Genomic DNA, 16,738 nt, shown 5'->3' on the forward strand with positions numbered 1-16,738 from the left:
AGGCCCCATGACTGCCGCCAGCCATGCTCCGCTCAAATACCTGCAGGCCTATCCGCAGACCCTGCAGGATCAAGTGCATCAGTTGATTGCCCAGAACCGTCTGGCGGACTATCTGGAGCAGCGCTACCCTGAGCGTCATCAGATACAAAGCGACAAGGCTCTTTACGCCTACGCGCTGGCGCTCAAGCAGGATCACCTGCGCAACGCGCCGGCCATCAGGAAGGTGCTCTTCGATAGTCGCCTGGACCTGACCCATCGCGCGCTCGGGTTGCACACTAAAATATCCAGAGTGCAGGGCGGCAAGCTCAAGGCAAGCAATGAAATTCGGGTAGCCGCCTTGTTCAAGGAAGCCCCTGCACAATTCCTGAAGATGATCGTGGTTCATGAGCTCGCACATTTTCGCGAGTCAGACCACAACAAGGCGTTCTACCAGTTATGCGAGCACATGCTGCCCCGGTATCACCAGCTGGAATTCGACCTGCGCGTCTACCTGACCTATAACGAGCTGCAGGCTTCGAACGGCAAGCTTTAAGCTCGCAACTGCCCTGCTAGGGATACCCGAGCACGGCCTTGATGCTGTTCAGGTTGCGGGCGATCCATGTTTTGTCGATGGCGCCCCAGTTGCGAATACGGTAATTGCCTGCGTGATTGCGGGCACCTTCCTGCTGTTCGAATTCACACACGATGTCCAGATCGGAGAGCGCGCTGATGGTGTCCTGCGCGGTGCGGCGTGGCATGCCGGTCACGGCGGTCAGTTCGGGTACGCTGCTGGCGAGCTTCGAATCAATCAGGTACGCCACGTACAGGCGGCGATAGAAACTGCTTTTGGTCTTGCTGACCTCCATCGACGAATCCCTTTTCAATGCTTTCAATGTGCAGCTTGCAGCTCAAGGCGTGCAACTGCTCTTAGTCCAGATCGCGGCGCATGCCGATGTGGGGGATGTCGTCTTCCAGGTAGACCTCGCCCACCGGGTTGAAACCGTAGCGGCTGTAATAGCCTTGCAGGTGGGCTTGTGCCGACAGATAGATTGGCTGGTCAGGCCATTTGCGTTCGGCGTTTTCCAGAGCCTGTTCCATCAGTTCATGGCCAATGCCCCGGCTGCGAATCGAAGGGGCTGTCACGACTCGCCCAATAGTGACGTCGCCGCCCTGCTGGATAGGGTCCAGCAAGCGCAGGTAGGCGACCAGCTTGTCTTCCTGCCAGGCCATCAGGTGGCAGGTATCGCCCGTCAGGTCCTGCCCGTCCACGTCCAGATACACACATTGCTGCTCGACCACAAACACCTCGGCGCGCAGTTGCAGCACGGCATACAGCTGCTGGATGCTCAACTCGGTGTGATGTTTGCAGATCCATTTGATAGACATGTCGCAGACTCGCAGGGAAACCAGAAGCGAAGTCTAAACGTATCCGCCGACATTCCCAATAAACGCTGTCAACGATGTGCGTACAGCTTTACTGAGCATGTTCTTCTTCCGGCTTGTCTACTGACCGCTTCAGGTCTTCAATTAAAAGCTGCTGGCACTCTCATGAGTGATGGTTTTGCTGCCGATAGGATTAAATCGGGTATACCGCCCTTTTCAGGAACCTGAGCATGTCGCAGTGGCTTCGAGCGGTTGGGTTGCTGGTCTTTTTGCTGATGGCGCATGCCAGTGCAGCGGAGAAACTGCGCCTCGTCGCTGACCCTTGGCCACCTTTTACCGATGCGCTGCTGCTCAACGGCGGGCTTGCGACCGATATCGTCAATACGGCTTTACGCCGCGCCGGATACACCACCCTGTATGAGCAAGTGCCTTGGGCGCGGGCAATGCTGGGGTTGAGTGAAGGGCGGCACGATGTGCTGATCAACGCATGGTTCAGCGAAGATCGCACAAAAATTGGCCAGTTTTCAGCCGAATACTTGCTCAATCGCGTGCGCTTCATCAAACGCAGGGAATCGCCTATCGAGGTTCGGACCCATGAACAACTGCACAATTACAGGATTGCGGTTGTACGCGGTTATGCCTATTCCCCTGCGTTTGACGGCGACAGTCTGCTCAAGAAGGTCCCTGTACAAAACTTCTCCACAGCCGTACGCATGCTCGCTGCCGAACGTGTAGACCTGACACTGGAGGACGAATACGTCGCCCGCTATAACCTGGCGATGGAGCCAGAAGCGGTTCGCGACCGTGTCGAGTTTCTACCCGGGTCGTTGAGCGAGAACAGTCTGCATATTCTGGTCAGCCTGAAAAACCCTCAGCACGCAAAAATCGTCGCCGATTTTGATCGTGAAATTGCCGCCATGAAGGCCGACGGCACCTACGACGAGCTGTTCAGACTGCATGGGCTGCAACAGCCTCCGGAGCTTTGATCAGGTGGGCGGCAAGGGTGCGTAGCGGTGCCAGCTGGCGGCAGATCAAGGCTAGCTGAGCCTGTACCAGACGCTGGCTTTCGTCCATCTCTTCCGGCAGCTGTTCCAGTTGCGCGGCCAGTGCTTCCTCTGCGTCACTCTGTACGGCGACAGGTTTCTTCTCGGCCAGCCCTGCGGCGATTTCGTCGATACTGGCTGCCAGCGTAGCGCCGACGTTATCGATCAGGTGTTCGCGGACATCGCCAGGCAACTGTGTATCACGGTGCGCGCCGAGGCCGGAAAGGTAGCTCAGCAGCGTATGTGACAGGACCAGAAAGCGGAAACCGACATCGGCCTCCTTGCGGAAGTGACCGGGCTCCATAAGCATGTTTGCCAATGTGGTCGACAGCGCAGCGTCGGCATTGTGTGCGTTGCGTCGCGCCAGTCGATAGGCAAGGTCGTCACTCTTGCCCTTGGCGTACTGCTGCATGATCTGCCGCAGGTAAATGCTGTTGCAGGTCAGAGTGTTGGCCAGCACCTTGTTCAGGCGTCGTCCTTGCCAGTCCGGCAGGAACAGGAACACCGCGAGCCCGGCGATCAAGCTGCCCAGCAGCGTATCGAACAGCCTTGGCAGGAACAGCCCGTAACCGTCGCCGACCTGATTGAAACAGAACAGCACCATGACTGTGATGGCGGCGGTCGACAGGGTGTAGCGCGTGGTGCGATTGACGAAGAACACCACACCGGCCAACACCGCGCACATCGATTGCAGAATCGGACTGGTAACCAGATCGAACAGTACCCAGCCGACCGTCAGACCTATTGCCGTACCAATGATCCGCTGGCCGAGTTTGCGTCGGGTGGCGCCGTAGCTCGGCTGGCAGACAAACACCGTGGTCAGGATGATCCAGTAGCCCTGTGACGGGTGAATCAGGTGCACCATCGCATAACCGATGGTCAGCGCCAGCGGCAGGCGCAGGGCGTGACGGAACAGCAGTGAGGTCGGCGTCATCTGCAGGCGCAGGCGGGTCCAGACATCCTTGAGGTTGCGCGGCGAGCGGTCCAGCAGGCTGCTGTCGGTGGCATCGGCCACGGCGTCCGGGTTGCTGGCGTCGCTGATCAGGCGATCCAGTGTGCCGAGGTTGGCAGCCAGTGCACGCAGCGAACGCAACAGGCCACGCCACGCAGGGTTGCTCTGGATGCGCAGGTGTTCCAGAGAGGCGTGCAGGTCCTCCATGGCTTCGGCGAAGCTTGGGTCGTATACGAATGGCTGACGCAACTGGATGGATTCCGACAGGGCCTGACAGGCAACGCCCTGTTGACGCAACAGGCGCTGGCAGCGGAACAGCACATCGCTGTGGAAAAAGGCGTCGGCCAGTGAGTTGTAGGGGTAGTGCGACGAGCTGGCGCGCTCGTGGATGTCCTGGGCGATGAAATACAGCTTCAGGTAGCGGCTGACTTTCGAACCGGGGCGGCCGCTGCCAACGCGGTGCAGGATGATTTCCTTGGTGGAGTTCAGCGCGGCGACCACTTTGCCATTCTGCTGCGCCAGTTCCAGACGACGTGCCTCCACGTTGAGCGTGCGAATCGGTTCAAACAGGGTCGATTTGAGTTTCAGGTACTGGCCCAGCTCACGAAACAGTCGCGCCAGCGCCTGTTGCACCGGCTGGTTGGAAAACAGCATCTGCCACAGCACCGACAGCAGGCCGTACCAGGCTGCACCCGCCACCAGCAGCATCGGCTCATGCCAGAAGTCCAGTACCTCACCGCCGCGCTGATCGACGCCGATCATGGTGTAGACCGAGAGGATCAGCGTGCCATAGGCAATCGCGCCATAGCGTTCGCCCAGCGCGCCGAGCATGGTCAGGCAGAAGCTGGCCAGCGCCAGTGAGCAGACAAACAGCCAGGGGTAGGGGAAGAGCAGTTCTACGGCGAGTGCGGCAACACTGAAGCACACCAGCGTCACGGCCAGAGCATTTAGCCGGCCTTGCCAGCTATCGTCAGTCTCTGCCAATGCGCAGGCAATAATCCCCAGAAACAGCGGGATCAGCAATGCCATCTCGTTTTGGTACCAGCACAGCGCCATGCTGCCGGTCAGTGCGATAAAGACTCGAACGCTATAGCTGAATTTATCCAGCGCCCACAATCGACGGAATGTATGACGGAGAGATTTCGATGCCATGGGTAAGCTGACGGCCCTGTTCGCAATTGATCAATTCTGCAGGAGGATATGTACAGACCAAACGACTGGCTGTACATCCGCTTGGCAAAATTTATACCGGTTTGCAGTGTCGTGATGTTACGCCACGCGCACTACGTCACACGTACTGCGCCGCTGCGTAGGCCGAGGCCCACGCCCACTGAAAGTTGAAGCCGCCCAGATGACCGCTCACGTCGAGTACTTCGCCGACGAAATAGAGGCCAGGGGATTTCAGCGACTCCATGGTCTTGGACGACACTTCACGGGTATCGATACCGCCCAGCGTCACTTCAGCGGTGCGATAACCCTCGGTGCCTGCCGGGACCACCTTCCAGCTCGCCAGTTTTTCGGCGATGTCGGACAGTTCGGCGTGGGTGTACTGCTTCATGGGCTTGGACACGAACCAGTGTTCGGCGATCAGGTTGGCCATCTTCTTGGTGAAAATCTCGCCCAGCAGGGTTTTCAACTCGCTGTTGGGACGCTCGGCCTGTTGCTGACTGAGCCAGGCGGGCACATCGTGATCGGGCAGCAAGTTGATTTCCACGGTGTCACCGGGCTGCCAGAACGAGGAGATCTGCAGGATCGCCGGGCCACTGAGGCCGCGATGCGTGAACAGGATGTTTTCGCGGAAGCTGGTGTCATTGCAACTGACCAGGCAATCCACCGATGTGCCCGAAAGCTCGGTGCACAGCTCCTTGAGCTGATCGGTGATGGTGAACGGCACCAGGCCGGCGCGGGTGGGCAGCAGCGTGTGGCCGAACTGCTTGCCGACCTGATAGCCAAAGCCGGTCGCGCCCAGCGTCGGGATCGACAGCCCGCCCGTGGCGATGACCAGCGCCTCGCAGCTCAACGTGCCCAGCGTGGTTTGCAGGCTGTAGCCGTATTCGGTTTTGTCGATCTGCTGCACGGAAGTGTCCATGTGCAGGCTGACACCGGCCTGACGGCATTCCTCCAGGAGCATTTCCAGAATGTCGCTGGACTTGTTGTCGCAGAACAGCTGGCCGAGTTTTTTCTCGTGATACGGCACGCCATGTTTGGCGACCATCGCAATGAAATCCCACTGGGTATAGCGCGCCAGCGCCGATTTGCAGAAGTGTGGGTTCTGCGACAGGAAATTGGCCGGCTCGGTGTACATGTTGGTGAAGTTGCAGCGCCCGCCACCGGACATGAGGATCTTCTTGCCGGGTTTATTGGCGTGATCGATCAACATCACCCGGCGCCCGCGAGCGGCAGCGGTGAACGCACACATCAGACCAGCGGCGCCAGCGCCAATGATTACAACGTCGGTAACGGGCACAGCGTGTTTCCTCGATCTGTAGGTCACGATCGTTCCTATGCTCCGCGCTAAGCTATATACAAGCCTGTTTTTGATTCTGGCCGAAGGCCGTGGGAGCGGACCGGGCGACGCTTCGCTTGTTCGCGAAAGGGCCGGTATGTTCTCCGAAGATTTATCGTCTGAACTACCGTCTTCGCGAACAAGTTCGCTCCCACGCCCTACGGGCAGAGGCCTGAAAACCGCGTTTTCAGGACCTTCGGGGCCTGTATATGATGCTCGGCGCGGAGTGTAGGGACTATCAGGGTCAACTATAAACTTTACAAAATCCGCACGCGCAGCGACTTGCCTTTGATCTTGCCGTTGTTCAAACGCTCCAGAGCCTGTTTGGCCATGCTGCGCTCGACGGCGACGTACGCCTGGAAATCGAAGATCTCGATCTTGCCCACCTGAGTGCCCGCAATACCCGCTTCGCCGGTCAGCGCGCCAAGAATGTCGCCCGGGCGCAGTTTGTCCTTGCGACCCGAACCGATGCACAGCGTCGTCATGGTCGGCAGCAGTTTGCCGCCTTCCTTGACGCTTAGCTGATCGTACTGCTGCCAGTTCAACGGGGCTTTCTGCAATTCTTCGATAGCGCGGGCGCGCTGGCTTTCCGACGGTGCCACAAGGCTGACCGCGATGCCTTTTTCGCCTGCGCGACCGGTACGGCCTACGCGGTGAATGTGGATTTCCGAATCGCGCGCCAGCTCGACGTTGATCACCATGTCCAGTGCGTCGATGTCCAGACCGCGCGCGGCCACGTCGGTGGCGACCAGTACCGAGGTGCTGCGGTTGGCGAACATCGCCAGTACCTGATCGCGGTCGCGCTGTTCCAGATCACCCTGCAGACCGACGGCAGACATGCCTTTGGCGGTCAGGTGGTCGACCACTTCCTGAACCTGCTGCTTGGTGAAGCAGAACGCCACACAGGACGCCGGACGGAAATGACCGAGTACCTTGACCACCGCTTCCAGACGCTGTTCCGGAGAGATCTCATAGAAAATCTGCTCGATCTGGCTGTCGGCGTGCAGCGCTTCGACTTTGACAGTTTGAGGGTCACGCATGAATTTCGACGACAACTGCTTGATGCCGACCGGGTAGGTCGCGGAGAACAGCAGGGTCTGACGGCGTTGCGGGGTCTGCTCGATGATGTCGGCGATGGCGTCGTAGAAACCCATGTCCAGCATGCGGTCGGCTTCATCGAGAATCAGCGTGTTCAGGCCGTCCAGCACCAGCGAACCCTTGCGCAAATGTTGCTGAATACGCCCAGGCGTACCGACGATGATATGCGCGCCGTGCTCCAGCGAGCCGATCTGCGGGCCGAAAGACACGCCGCCGCAGAGGGTCAGCACCTTGATGTTGTCTTCCGAGCGCGCCAGACGGCGGATTTCCTTGGCCACCTGATCCGCCAGTTCGCGGGTCGGGCACATGACCAGTGCCTGGCAGCCGAAGAACCGCGGGTTGATCGGGTTGAGCAGGCCGATACCGAACGCAGCGGTCTTGCCGCTGCCGGTCTTGGCTTGCGCGATCAGGTCCATGCCCTTGAGGATCACCGGCAGGCTCTGCGCCTGAATCGGTGTCATTTCGGCGTAACCAAGCGACTCCAGGTTAGCCAGCATGGCAGCGGACAGAGGCAGAGAATTGAAAGCGGTGTTAGTCACGACGGTGGACCTGCAAAACAAAAATGTCGCGTAGTGTATCACCCGCCAGTCAGACCTGGCACCGCGATAAAGGTCGTGGGAGCGAGCTTGCTCGCGAAGGGGTCCGTACAGCCCCAGAAGATGGTCGTGAGCAATGCGGATCGCCGCCCCGGTCACTCCCACAGAATCCAGCAATGAGCGCGGAGCATGGGCGCGATAGCCAGGCAAAAAAATCCCCGCTGGAAGGCGGGGTTGAGGTTCGAGCGTGGCAGCTCGCAAAGATGTATAGCAAGGCCCGTCCGGGGACGGGCCTGCCTGGCTTACAGCAGGATTGTGCGGATATCCGCCAGCAATTCGCTCAAGCGCTTGGTGAAGCGGGCGGCAGCTGCACCGTTGATCACGCGGTGATCGTAGGACAGCGACAGCGGCAGCATCAGTTTTGGCTGGAAGGCTTTGCCGTCCCAGACTGGCTGGATGGTGGCCTTGGAAACTCCGAGGATTGCCACTTCCGGCGCGTTGACGATCGGCGTGAAGCCGGTGCCGCCAATGTGGCCGAGGCTGGAGATGGTGAAGCACGCGCCCTGCATGTCGTTTGCAGTCAGCTTTTTGTTACGTGCCTTTTCAGCCAGTGCTGCGGCTTCGGCGGCCAGCTGCAACAGGCTCTTCTGATCGACGTCGCGGATAACCGGTACCAGCAGGCCATCCGGGGTGTCCACGGCAAAGCCGATGTGCACGTACTTCTTGCGGATCACAGCCTTGCCGCTTGGTGCCAGCGAGGCGTTGAAGTCCGGCAGCTCCTTGAGCAAGTGGGCGCAGGACTTGAGCAGCAGAGGCAGAACGGTCAGCTTGACGCCAGCCTTCTCGGCAGCGCCTTTCTGCGCAACACGGAAAGCTTCCAGGTCGGTAATGTCGGCCTGGTCGAATTGCGTGACGTGCGGAATGTTCAGCCAGCTGCGGTGCAGACCCGAAGCGCCGAGTTGCATCAGGCGCGTCATCGGTACTTCTTCGATCTCGCCGAAACGGCTGAAATCGACTTCCGGGATCGGCGGAATGCCCGAGCCGCCGCTTGCGCCGCCAGCCGGAGCGTCCTTGGCCTTCTGCATCATGGTCTTGACGTAAACCTGAACGTCTTCTTTCAGCACGCGGCCGTGTGGGCCGGTGGCGCTGACCGCGCTCAGCTCGACGCCGAACTCGCGTGCCAGCTGACGAACAGCCGGGCCTGCGTGAACCTTGGCGCCGTCTTTGGCCGGTGCAGCCGGAGCAGGTGCTGCTTCGGCTTTCGGCGCTGGAGCAGCGGCCGGTGCAGCCGCTTCAGCCTTGGCAGGAGCGGCAGCCGGTGCGCTGGCAGCAGGTGCCGCAGCTGCGGCGGGCGCTGCGCCTTCGACTTTCAGTTTGAGGATCAGGTCGCCGGTACCGACTTCCTGGTCCAGCTTGACTTCGATGCTCTCGACAACGCCTGCTGCCGGAGATGGGATCTCCATGCTGGCCTTGTCGGATTCCAGGGTGATCAACGACTGATCAGCCTGAATGGAGTCACCAACCTTGACCATCAGCTCGATGATTTTGGCCTTGCCCGACGAGCCGATGTCCGGCACGTGGATGTCCTGAACGCTGGCGCTGGCTGCCGGAGCAGGCGCAGCGGCAGGTGCCGGTGCAGCTTCAGCCGGTTTTTCGGCAGCAGCTGGGGCCGCGGCAGGTTCGGCTGCGGGGGCAGGAGCGGCAGCCGCTTCGCCTTCCACTTCCAGCTCGAACAGCTCGTCGCCTTCTTTCAGGCGGTCGCCCAGCTTGACCTTCATGGCCTTGATGACGCCAGCCTTGGGAGCAGGGATTTCCATGCTCGCCTTGTCTGATTCCAGCGTCAGAATGCTCTGGTCGGCTTCGATGCGATCACCGACCTTGACCATCAATTCAATGACTTCGCCTTCACCGTTGCCGATGTCGGGTACACGAATTAACTCACTCACTATGTCTCTCCTTAGGAGAACCTGTTCACTCACCAATACGCTGGTTCAGTTACAACGAAACAGCGTTGGATGCTCATTTACGGTAGGTAAATTCCGCATCCTCGGCTGTTTACGCTCTGATCAGCGCTCTTGAAGCAGACTCTTAGCAGTCCAGTGGATTGCGTTTTTCAGGATCGATGCCGAACTTGGCGATGGCTTCCGCCACCACTTTAGGTTCGATATCGCCACGATCCGCCAAAGCTTCCAGGGCTGCCAGCACAACGAAGTGACGATCGACTTCAAAGAAGTGACGCAGCTTCTTGCGGCTGTCGCTACGGCCGAAACCGTCGGTGCCCAGGACTTTATACTCCTTGGTTGGAACCCACTGACGAATCTGGTCAGCGAACAGCTTCATGTAATCCGTCGATGCAATGACCGGGCCTTTGCGACCGTTGAGGCACTGCTCAACATAGCTCAGTTCCGGCTTCTGGCCAGGGTGCAGGCGGTTGTTACGCTCTACCGCCAGACCGTCGCGACGCAGTTCGTTGAAGCTGGTAACGCTCCAGACGTCAGCGCCGATGTTGAACTCGTCACGGAGAATCTTCGCCGCTTCGCGAACTTCACGCAGGATGGTGCCCGAGCCCAGCAACTGGACGTGGTGCGCCGCTTCCCTGGTGTCTTCTTCGAGCAGGTACATGCCCTTGACGATGCCTTCTTCCGCACCGGCCGGCATGGCTGGCTGGGTGTAGGACTCGTTCATCACGGTCAGGTAGTAGAAAACGTCCTGCTGCTCTTCGAACATCCGGCGCATGCCGTCCTGGATGATCACTGCCAGTTCGTAACCGTAAGTCGGGTCGAAGGTGCGGCAGTTCGGGATGGTCGACGCCAGAATGTGGCTGTGACCGTCTTCGTGCTGCAGGCCTTCGCCGTTCAGCGTGGTACGGCCGGCGGTGCCGCCGATCAGGAAACCACGGGTGCGGCTGTCGCCAGCAGCCCATGCCAGGTCGCCGATACGCTGGAAACCGAACATCGAGTAGAAGATGTAGAACGGAATCATCGGCTGGTTGTGGCTGGAATACGAAGTACCGGCAGCGATGAAGGAGGACATGGCGCCCGCTTCGTTGATGCCTTCTTCGAGAATCTGGCCTTTCTTGTCTTCGCGATAGAACATTACCTGTTCTTTATCGACTGGCTCGTAGAGCTGGCCGACCGACGAGTAGATGCCCAGCTGGCGGAACATGCCTTCCATACCGAAGGTACGGGCTTCGTCCGGGATGATCGGCACGATGCGCTGACCGACTTCCTTGTCCTTGACCAGCTGCGCCAGGATGCGCACGAAAGCCATGGTGGTGGAAATTTCACGATCGCCCGAACCGTCAAGGATGGCCTTGAGGGTATCGAGTGGCGGCGTCGGCAGGCTGAAGCTCTGCGCGCGGCGCTGAGGTACGAAGCCACCCAGCGCAGCACGACGCTCGCTCAGGTAACGGGCTTCGGCGCTGCCTTCTTCCGGCTTGTAGAACGGCAGGGCTTCGAGTTCGGAGTCCTTGACCGGGATGTCGAAACGGTCACGGAAGTGACGCAGGCTGTCGACATCAACCTTCTTGGTGTTGTGTGCAGTGTTTTTCGCTTCGCCGGCGCCGGTGCCATAACCTTTGATGGTCTTGGCCAGAACCACGGTTGGTTGACCCTTGTGGTTGACGGCTTCGTGGTAGGCCGCATAAACCTTGTACGGATCGTGGCCACCACGGTTGAGTTTCCAGATCTCGTCGTCGGACAGATCGGCAACCATTGCCTTGAGTTCAGGCGAGTTGAAGAAGTGCTCGCGGACGAACGCGCCGTCCTTGGCCTTGTAGTTCTGGTATTCGCCGTCGATGACTTCGTCCATACGACGTTGCAGGATACCGTCGACGTCCTTGGCCAGCAGCGGGTCCCAGAAACGGCCCCAGATGACTTTGGTGACGTTCCACTGAGCACCACGGAACACGCCTTCGAGTTCCTGGATGATCTTGGCGTTGCCGCGAACCGGACCGTCGAGGCGCTGCAGGTTGCAGTTGACGACGAAGATCAGGTTGTCGAGCTTCTCGCGACCGGCCAGAGCGATGGCGCCCAGGGATTCCGGCTCGTCGGTCTCGCCGTCACCCAGGAAGCACCAGACTTTCTGCTTGCCTTCCGGGATGTAACCGCGGTGTTCCAGGTACTTCATGAAGCGTGCCTGGTAGATCGCCTGGATCGGGCCAAGGCCCATCGATACAGTCGGGAACTGCCAGAAATCCTTCATCAGCCACGGGTGTGGGTAAGACGACAGGCCATTGCCGTCGACTTCCTGGCGGAAGTTGTTCATCTGGTCTTCGGTGATACGGCCTTCGAGGAACGCACGGGCATAGACGCCTGGCGATGCGTGACCCTGGAAGTAGATCAGGTCGCCGCCGTGTTCGTCGGTCGGGGCCTGGAAGAAGTAGTTGAAGCCGATGTCGTACAGCGTGGCGCTGGAGGCGAAGCTGGAGATGTGGCCGCCCAGATCCGGGTCGTTCAGGTTGGTTTTGACGACCATTGCCAATGCGTTCCAGCGCACCAGCGAGCGAATGCGGCGTTCCATGAACAGGTCGCCAGGCATGCGTGCTTCGTGGGTGACAGGAATCGTGTTGCGGTATGGCGTAGTGATGGCGTACGGCAGCTGCGAACCACTACGGGTGGCCAGCTCGCCCAAACGGGTCATCAGGTAGTGAGCGCGGTCTTCGCCTTCTTTGTCGAGAACCGATTCCAGGGCGTCCAGCCATTCCTGGGTTTCGACGGGATCGAGGTCTTGCATGGCTTGCTCCAGGGCGGAAAGGCTTCCAGAATCGGTTGCCTGAGTTTGCGACTGGCCTTGTGGGCAGACGACATAAATTCTTGGATTACCGGAGGGTGGGATCCGGCGGCGTGTAGTTTTACTACAAATCGACGACGATTTCAGCCCTCCGAGTATCGGACCCAGTAGTAAAACTACAGAGAAGCGACTCAATCGCTCCTGTTGTCTTGTAACTTAAAACGTTACTGTTGATTGCTATTGAATATCTTGCAGGGAAAAAGCGGATTTTTATGCTTCTAATTTGATTTTTCCAGCAATTTATAACCTTTGTTCGACAAGCGGTGCTGGCAGACGTGTCTTGCCGTCATGACAGACGGGCGTTTGCACGCCGATCAAGGATAGACCATGAGCCTACCTTTACTGGCTGAATTTCCGGCCATTCTGCTGCCATTGATTACCCGTGCCCGCCAGACTTTCCAGGCCGCGCTCACTGCTTTGTCGGAGGACGCGCTGGCGTCTTTCGAGGCCTGGCCGGAAGCGCGCCGCAAGGCGTTCGACCGGGTTTGCGCCGCCAGTGATTTTGTCACCGAGCAAGTTTGCCGTGACCCACAGATGCTCCTGCAACTGGCCGATTCGGGCGAGCTGGAGCGTAGCCTCTCTGCCGGCCAATTGCGCGGTCAGATTGCCGATGCCCTGTCGAGCGCCACCAGTGATGACGAGCTGGGGCGTAATCTACGTCGGCAGCGCGCACGCCAGCAAGTGCGAATCATCTGGCGCGATCTGACCCGTCAGGCAGATCTGATCGAAACCTGCCGTGATCTATCGGAAATGGCCGATGCTTCGATCGACCTGGCCTACCAATGGCTGTATCCACGGCACTGCGAGCAGTTCGGCACACCGACCGGTCGTCACTCTGGGCAGCCGCAGCACATGGTCATTCTGGGCATGGGCAAACTCGGCGCGGTCGAACTGAACCTTTCGTCGGACATTGACCTGATCTTTGCCTACCCGGAGGGTGGCGAGACGCTGGGCACCAAGCGTGCGCTGGATAACCAGGAGTTTTTCATTCGCCTGGGGCAGCGGCTGATCAAGGCTCTGGACCCGGTAACCGTCGATGGTTTCGTGTTCCGGGTCGACATGCGCCTGCGGCCCTACGGTTCTTCCGGGGCGCTGGTGCTCAGCTTCAACGCGCTGGAGCAGTATTACCAGGATCAGGGCCGGGACTGGGAACGTTACGCGATGATCAAGGCACGAGTGGTCGGCGGCGATCAGACCGCAGGTGCCGAGCTGCTGGATATGTTGCGCCCGTTTGTGTATCGCCGTTACCTGGACTTCTCGGCCATTGAAGCGCTGCGCACCATGAAGCAGCTGATTCAGCAGGAAGTGAAGCGCAAGGGCATGGCGGAAAACATCAAGCTCGGTGCGGGGGGGATTCGCGAAGTCGAGTTTATCGCCCAGGCGTTCCAGCTGATCCACGGTGGCCGCGACCTGAGCCTGCAACAGCGCCCGCTGTTCAAAGTGCTGAAAACCCTTGAAGGGCAGGGTTATCTGCCTTCGGCGGTGACTGAAGAGCTGCGCGAGGGTTATGAGTTTTTGCGTTACACCGAGCACGCCATTCAGGCGATTGCCGACCGTCAGACGCAAATGTTGCCGGACAACGATCAGGATCAGGCACGCATTGCCCTGATCATGGGCTTTGCCGACTGGGTCAGTTTTCACGAGCGCCTTATGTACTGGCGCAGTCGGGTGTCCTGGCATTTCCGTCAGGTCATCGCCGACCCCGATTCGGATCCCGACGACGAGCAGCAGGACGACAGTGAAGTCGCGGTGGGTGGCGAGTGGCTGCCCCTGTGGGAAGAGTCCCAGGACGAGGAAGCCGCGGGTCGCCAGCTGTTGCAGGCCGGTTTCGTCGATGCCGAAAAGGCACTGAAGAATCTGGCCAGCCTGCGCAGCAGTCCCAACCTGCGTTCGATGCAGCGTCTGAGTCGTGAGCGGCTGGATGCGTTCATCCCTCGGTTGCTGGCTCAGGCGGTAGAGCATGAGAAGCCCGACCTGGTGCTGGAGCGTGTGCTGCCGCTGGTAGAAGCGGTCGCCCGGCGCTCGGCGTATCTGGTGTTGCTGACCGAAAACCCCGATGCATTACGACAACTGTTGACCCTGTGCGCTGCCAGCCCATGGATTGCGGAGCAGATCGCACGCTTCCCGCTGCTGCTCGATGAGCTGCTCAATGAAGGTCGCCTGTTCAATCCGCCGTTGGCACCAGAGCTGGCGGCCGAGCTTCGTGAACGACTGATTCGTATCCCGGAGGACGACCTTGAGCAGCAGATGGAAGCCTTGCGGCATTTCAAGCTGGCGCACAGTCTGCGCGTTGCGGCGTCCGAGATATCCGGCAGCCTGCCATTGATGAAAGTCAGTGATTACCTGACCTGGCTGGCCGAGGCGATTCTCGATCAGGTGCTCGCTCTGGCTTGGCGCTACAGCGTGGCCCGGCACGGTACGCCTTTACGTCCGGACGGCACGTTGTGCGATCCGGGCTTCGTGATCGTCGGCTACGGCAAGGTCGGCGGCATCGAGCTGGGGCACGGCTCCGATCTGGATCTGGTGTTCATTCATGATGGCGATCTGGAGGCCGAGACCGACGGTGCCAAACCGATCGACACCGCGCAGTTCTTCACTCGTCTGGGGCAGCGGGTGATCCATTTGCTGACCACGCAAACCAACTCCGGTCAGTTGTATGACGTCGACATGCGCCTGCGGCCGTCGGGTGCATCCGGCCTGCTGGTCAGTTCGCTGGGGGCCTTCGCCCGTTATCAGGCCAATGAAGCCTGGACCTGGGAGCATCAGGCGCTGGTGCGTGCGCGGGTTATGACCGGCAGTCGCGATGTTGGCGAGCAGTTCGAAAAAGTCCGTGCCGATGTGCTGGGGCGCGAGCGTGATCTGGGCAAGCTGCGCGCAGAGGTCAGCGAGATGCGCGGCAAGATGCGCGACAACCTCGGCACCCGCGTGACAGCAGCCGGAAGGGCGGCCAATGCCTTCGAGGCGTCGGTGCCGTTCGACCTCAAGCAGGACGCCGGAGGTATCGTCGATATCGAATTTATGGTGCAATACGCCGCCTTGGCGTGGTCCAGAGAGCATCCTGCGCTGCTGCAATACACCGACAACATACGGATTCTCGAAGGGCTTGAGGACGCCGGACTGTTGCCTGACACGGACGCCGGCCTGTTGCGCGAAGCCTACAAGGCGTACCGCTCGGCAGCGCATCGTCAGGCTTTGCAGAAGCAGGCGGGCGTGGTCAGCGGCGATCAGTTTCATGCCCAGCGGCGTGAGGTGATGCGGATCTGGACGCAGATGGGGTTGAGCTGAGCCGCGCGGCAACGCCATATTCCGCTGCAACACTATATAAAGCTATGACAGGGAGGCGACAGGTTGTGTGGGAATGTCACGCAGTCTGATCGGCCTCCCTGATCGTTTCTGGTCGTTTTTGGATAGAACATGAAAATTCTGATCGTTGGGCCTAGCTGGGTCGGTGACATGGTGATGGCACAAACGCTGTTCCAGTGTCTGAAACAGCGTCATCCCGAGTGCGAAATCGACGTGCTGGCCCCTGAATGGAGCCGTCCGATACTGGAACGCATGCCGCAGGTTCGTGCTGCGCTCAGTTTCCCGCTGGGTCACGGCGCCCTCGAGCTGGCGACCCGTCGCCGGATCGGCAAGTCCCTGGCTGGCCAATACGATCAGGCTATCCTGCTGCCCAACTCGCTGAAATCCGCTTTGGTGCCCTTTTTTGCCGGTATACCGAAGCGTACCGGCTGGCGCGGTGAATTCCGCTATGGCCTGCTCAATGACGTGCGCACCCTCGACAAACAGCGCTATCCGCTGATGATCGAGCGTTTCATGGCTTTGGCATTCGACAAGAGCACCGAGTTGCCGCGTCCTTATCCCAAGCCCAGCCTGCGCATCGACACCGCGACTCGCGATGCGGCATTGAGCAAGTTCGGGCTGACCCTCGATCGTCCGGTGCTGGCACTATGCCCAGGTGCAGAGTTCGGCGAGTCCAAGCGCTGGCCTGCCGAGCATTACGCACAAGTCGCCGACGCCAGCATTCGCGAAGGCTGGCAAGTCTGGCTGTTCGGCTCGAAAAAGGATCACCCGGTCGGCGAGAGTATTCGCCAGGAACTGATTCCCGGTCTGCGTGAGGAGTCGGTCAACCTCAGTGGTGAAACCTCGCTGGCCGAAGCCATCGACCTGCTCTCGTGTGCCGACGCGGTGGTGTCCAACGATTCCGGCCTGATGCATGTGGCCGCAGCGCTGAACCGCCCGCTGGTGGCCGTCTACGGTTCGACCTCGCCGGGCTTCACGCCACCGCTGGCCGACGCAGTGGAAGTGGTGCGCCTGGGTATCGAGTGCAGCCCGTGCTTTGAGCGTACCTGCCGTTTCGGCCATTACAACTGTATGCGTCTGCTTGAACCGGACGCCGTGATTCAGGCGCTGAGCCGCCTGAACAGCACGCCGGTGGAGGTCGCCTGAT

The 16,738-nt window shown here is 59.8% G+C and carries 11 protein-coding genes; 4 read left to right on the forward strand and 7 right to left on the reverse strand.

Going from position 1 to position 16,738, the window contains the following annotated elements; all coding sequences use genetic code 11:
* The first annotated feature begins 7 nt into the window (after positions 1 to 7).
* Positions 8 to 532, forward strand: coding sequence for a M48 family metallopeptidase (locus tag RYB66_RS25585; RefSeq protein WP_044295614.1), 525 nt, complete (start codon positions 8 to 10; stop codon positions 530 to 532).
* Positions 533 to 548: 16 nt separating this feature from the next.
* Here RYB66_RS25585 and RYB66_RS25590 read toward each other — a convergent pair whose 3' ends face one another.
* Together RYB66_RS25590 and RYB66_RS25595 are read right to left on the reverse strand one after the other, a co-directional pair.
* Complete coding sequence (locus tag RYB66_RS25590) at positions 549 to 845, reverse strand: helix-turn-helix domain-containing protein (RefSeq protein ID WP_002551759.1); 297 nt, start codon at positions 843 to 845, stop codon at positions 549 to 551.
* Positions 846 to 906: 61 nt separating this feature from the next.
* Positions 907 to 1,365 carry a GNAT family N-acetyltransferase gene (locus RYB66_RS25595; protein WP_002551760.1) on the reverse strand — a complete coding sequence of 153 codons (459 nt, stop codon included), beginning with the start codon at positions 1,363 to 1,365 and terminating at the stop codon, positions 907 to 909.
* A gap of 227 nt (positions 1,366 to 1,592) precedes the next feature.
* Between RYB66_RS25595 and RYB66_RS25600 the strand changes: the two genes are divergently transcribed.
* Positions 1,593 to 2,348: a substrate-binding periplasmic protein gene (locus RYB66_RS25600; RefSeq protein ID WP_044295611.1), complete on the forward strand. Its 756-nt coding sequence runs from the start codon at positions 1,593 to 1,595 to the stop codon at positions 2,346 to 2,348.
* Here the strand turns inward: RYB66_RS25600 and yccS are convergent.
* From yccS to aceE, 5 genes are all read right to left on the reverse strand, one after another.
* Positions 2,311 to 4,509 carry a YccS family putative transporter gene (yccS, locus tag RYB66_RS25605; protein ID WP_011167518.1) on the reverse strand — a complete coding sequence of 733 codons (2,199 nt, stop codon included), beginning with the start codon at positions 4,507 to 4,509 and terminating at the stop codon, positions 2,311 to 2,313. The two genes, RYB66_RS25600 and yccS, sit on opposite strands and share 38 nt — an antisense overlap.
* 136 nt (positions 4,510 to 4,645) lie before the next feature.
* Entirely contained in the window at positions 4,646 to 5,824 is a 1,179-nt protein-coding gene (locus tag RYB66_RS25610) for an NAD(P)/FAD-dependent oxidoreductase (RefSeq protein WP_005743041.1), read from the reverse strand.
* A 296-nt stretch (positions 5,825 to 6,120) separates the two neighbouring features.
* Entirely contained in the window at positions 6,121 to 7,500 is a 1,380-nt protein-coding gene (gene dbpA, locus RYB66_RS25615; protein WP_316895799.1) for an ATP-dependent RNA helicase DbpA, read from the reverse strand.
* Between the two features lie 299 nt (positions 7,501 to 7,799).
* Positions 7,800 to 9,443 (reverse strand): dihydrolipoyllysine-residue acetyltransferase, encoded by a 1,644-nt coding sequence (aceF, locus tag RYB66_RS25620; protein WP_004666432.1) that lies wholly within the window; start codon positions 9,441 to 9,443, stop codon positions 7,800 to 7,802.
* A 142-nt stretch (positions 9,444 to 9,585) separates the two neighbouring features.
* Positions 9,586 to 12,231: a pyruvate dehydrogenase (acetyl-transferring), homodimeric type gene (gene aceE / locus RYB66_RS25625; protein ID WP_002551766.1), complete on the reverse strand. Its 2,646-nt coding sequence runs from the start codon at positions 12,229 to 12,231 to the stop codon at positions 9,586 to 9,588.
* Positions 12,232 to 12,615: 384 nt separating this feature from the next.
* On the opposite strand from aceE, the gene glnE reads away from it, so the two are divergent.
* A complete protein-coding gene (gene glnE / locus RYB66_RS25630) occupies positions 12,616 to 15,573 on the forward strand; it encodes a bifunctional [glutamate--ammonia ligase]-adenylyl-L-tyrosine phosphorylase/[glutamate--ammonia-ligase] adenylyltransferase (RefSeq protein WP_004666430.1) in 2,958 nt (985 codons plus the stop codon).
* Positions 15,574 to 15,702: 129 nt separating this feature from the next.
* A complete protein-coding gene (gene waaF / locus RYB66_RS25635) occupies positions 15,703 to 16,737 on the forward strand; it encodes a lipopolysaccharide heptosyltransferase II (protein ID WP_002551768.1) in 1,035 nt (344 codons plus the stop codon).
* The last annotated feature ends 1 nt before the right edge of the window (position 16,738 follow it).

The organism is Pseudomonas syringae group sp. 243L2 (genome assembly GCF_032587875.1).
In the GTDB taxonomy this organism is placed as follows: Bacteria; Pseudomonadota; Gammaproteobacteria; order Pseudomonadales; family Pseudomonadaceae; genus Aquipseudomonas; species Aquipseudomonas amygdali.

Bases quoted from the DNA above. Each gene is read 5' to 3' on its own strand.
- RYB66_RS25585 (WP_044295614.1), top strand. From the start codon at position 8: ATGACTGCCGCCAGCCATGCTCCGCTCAAATACCTGCAGGCCTATCCG.
- RYB66_RS25590 (WP_002551759.1), bottom strand. From the start codon at position 845: ATGGAGGTCAGCAAGACCAAAAGCAGTTTCTATCGCCGCCTGTACGTG.
- RYB66_RS25595 (WP_002551760.1), bottom strand. From the start codon at position 1,365: ATGTCTATCAAATGGATCTGCAAACATCACACCGAGTTGAGCATCCAG.
- RYB66_RS25600 (WP_044295611.1), top strand. From the start codon at position 1,593: ATGTCGCAGTGGCTTCGAGCGGTTGGGTTGCTGGTCTTTTTGCTGATG.
- yccS (WP_011167518.1), bottom strand. From the start codon at position 4,509: ATGGCATCGAAATCTCTCCGTCATACATTCCGTCGATTGTGGGCGCTG.
- aceE (WP_002551766.1), bottom strand. From the start codon at position 12,231: ATGCAAGACCTCGATCCCGTCGAAACCCAGGAATGGCTGGACGCCCTG.
- glnE (WP_004666430.1), top strand. From the start codon at position 12,616: ATGAGCCTACCTTTACTGGCTGAATTTCCGGCCATTCTGCTGCCATTG.
- waaF (WP_002551768.1), top strand. From the start codon at position 15,703: ATGAAAATTCTGATCGTTGGGCCTAGCTGGGTCGGTGACATGGTGATG.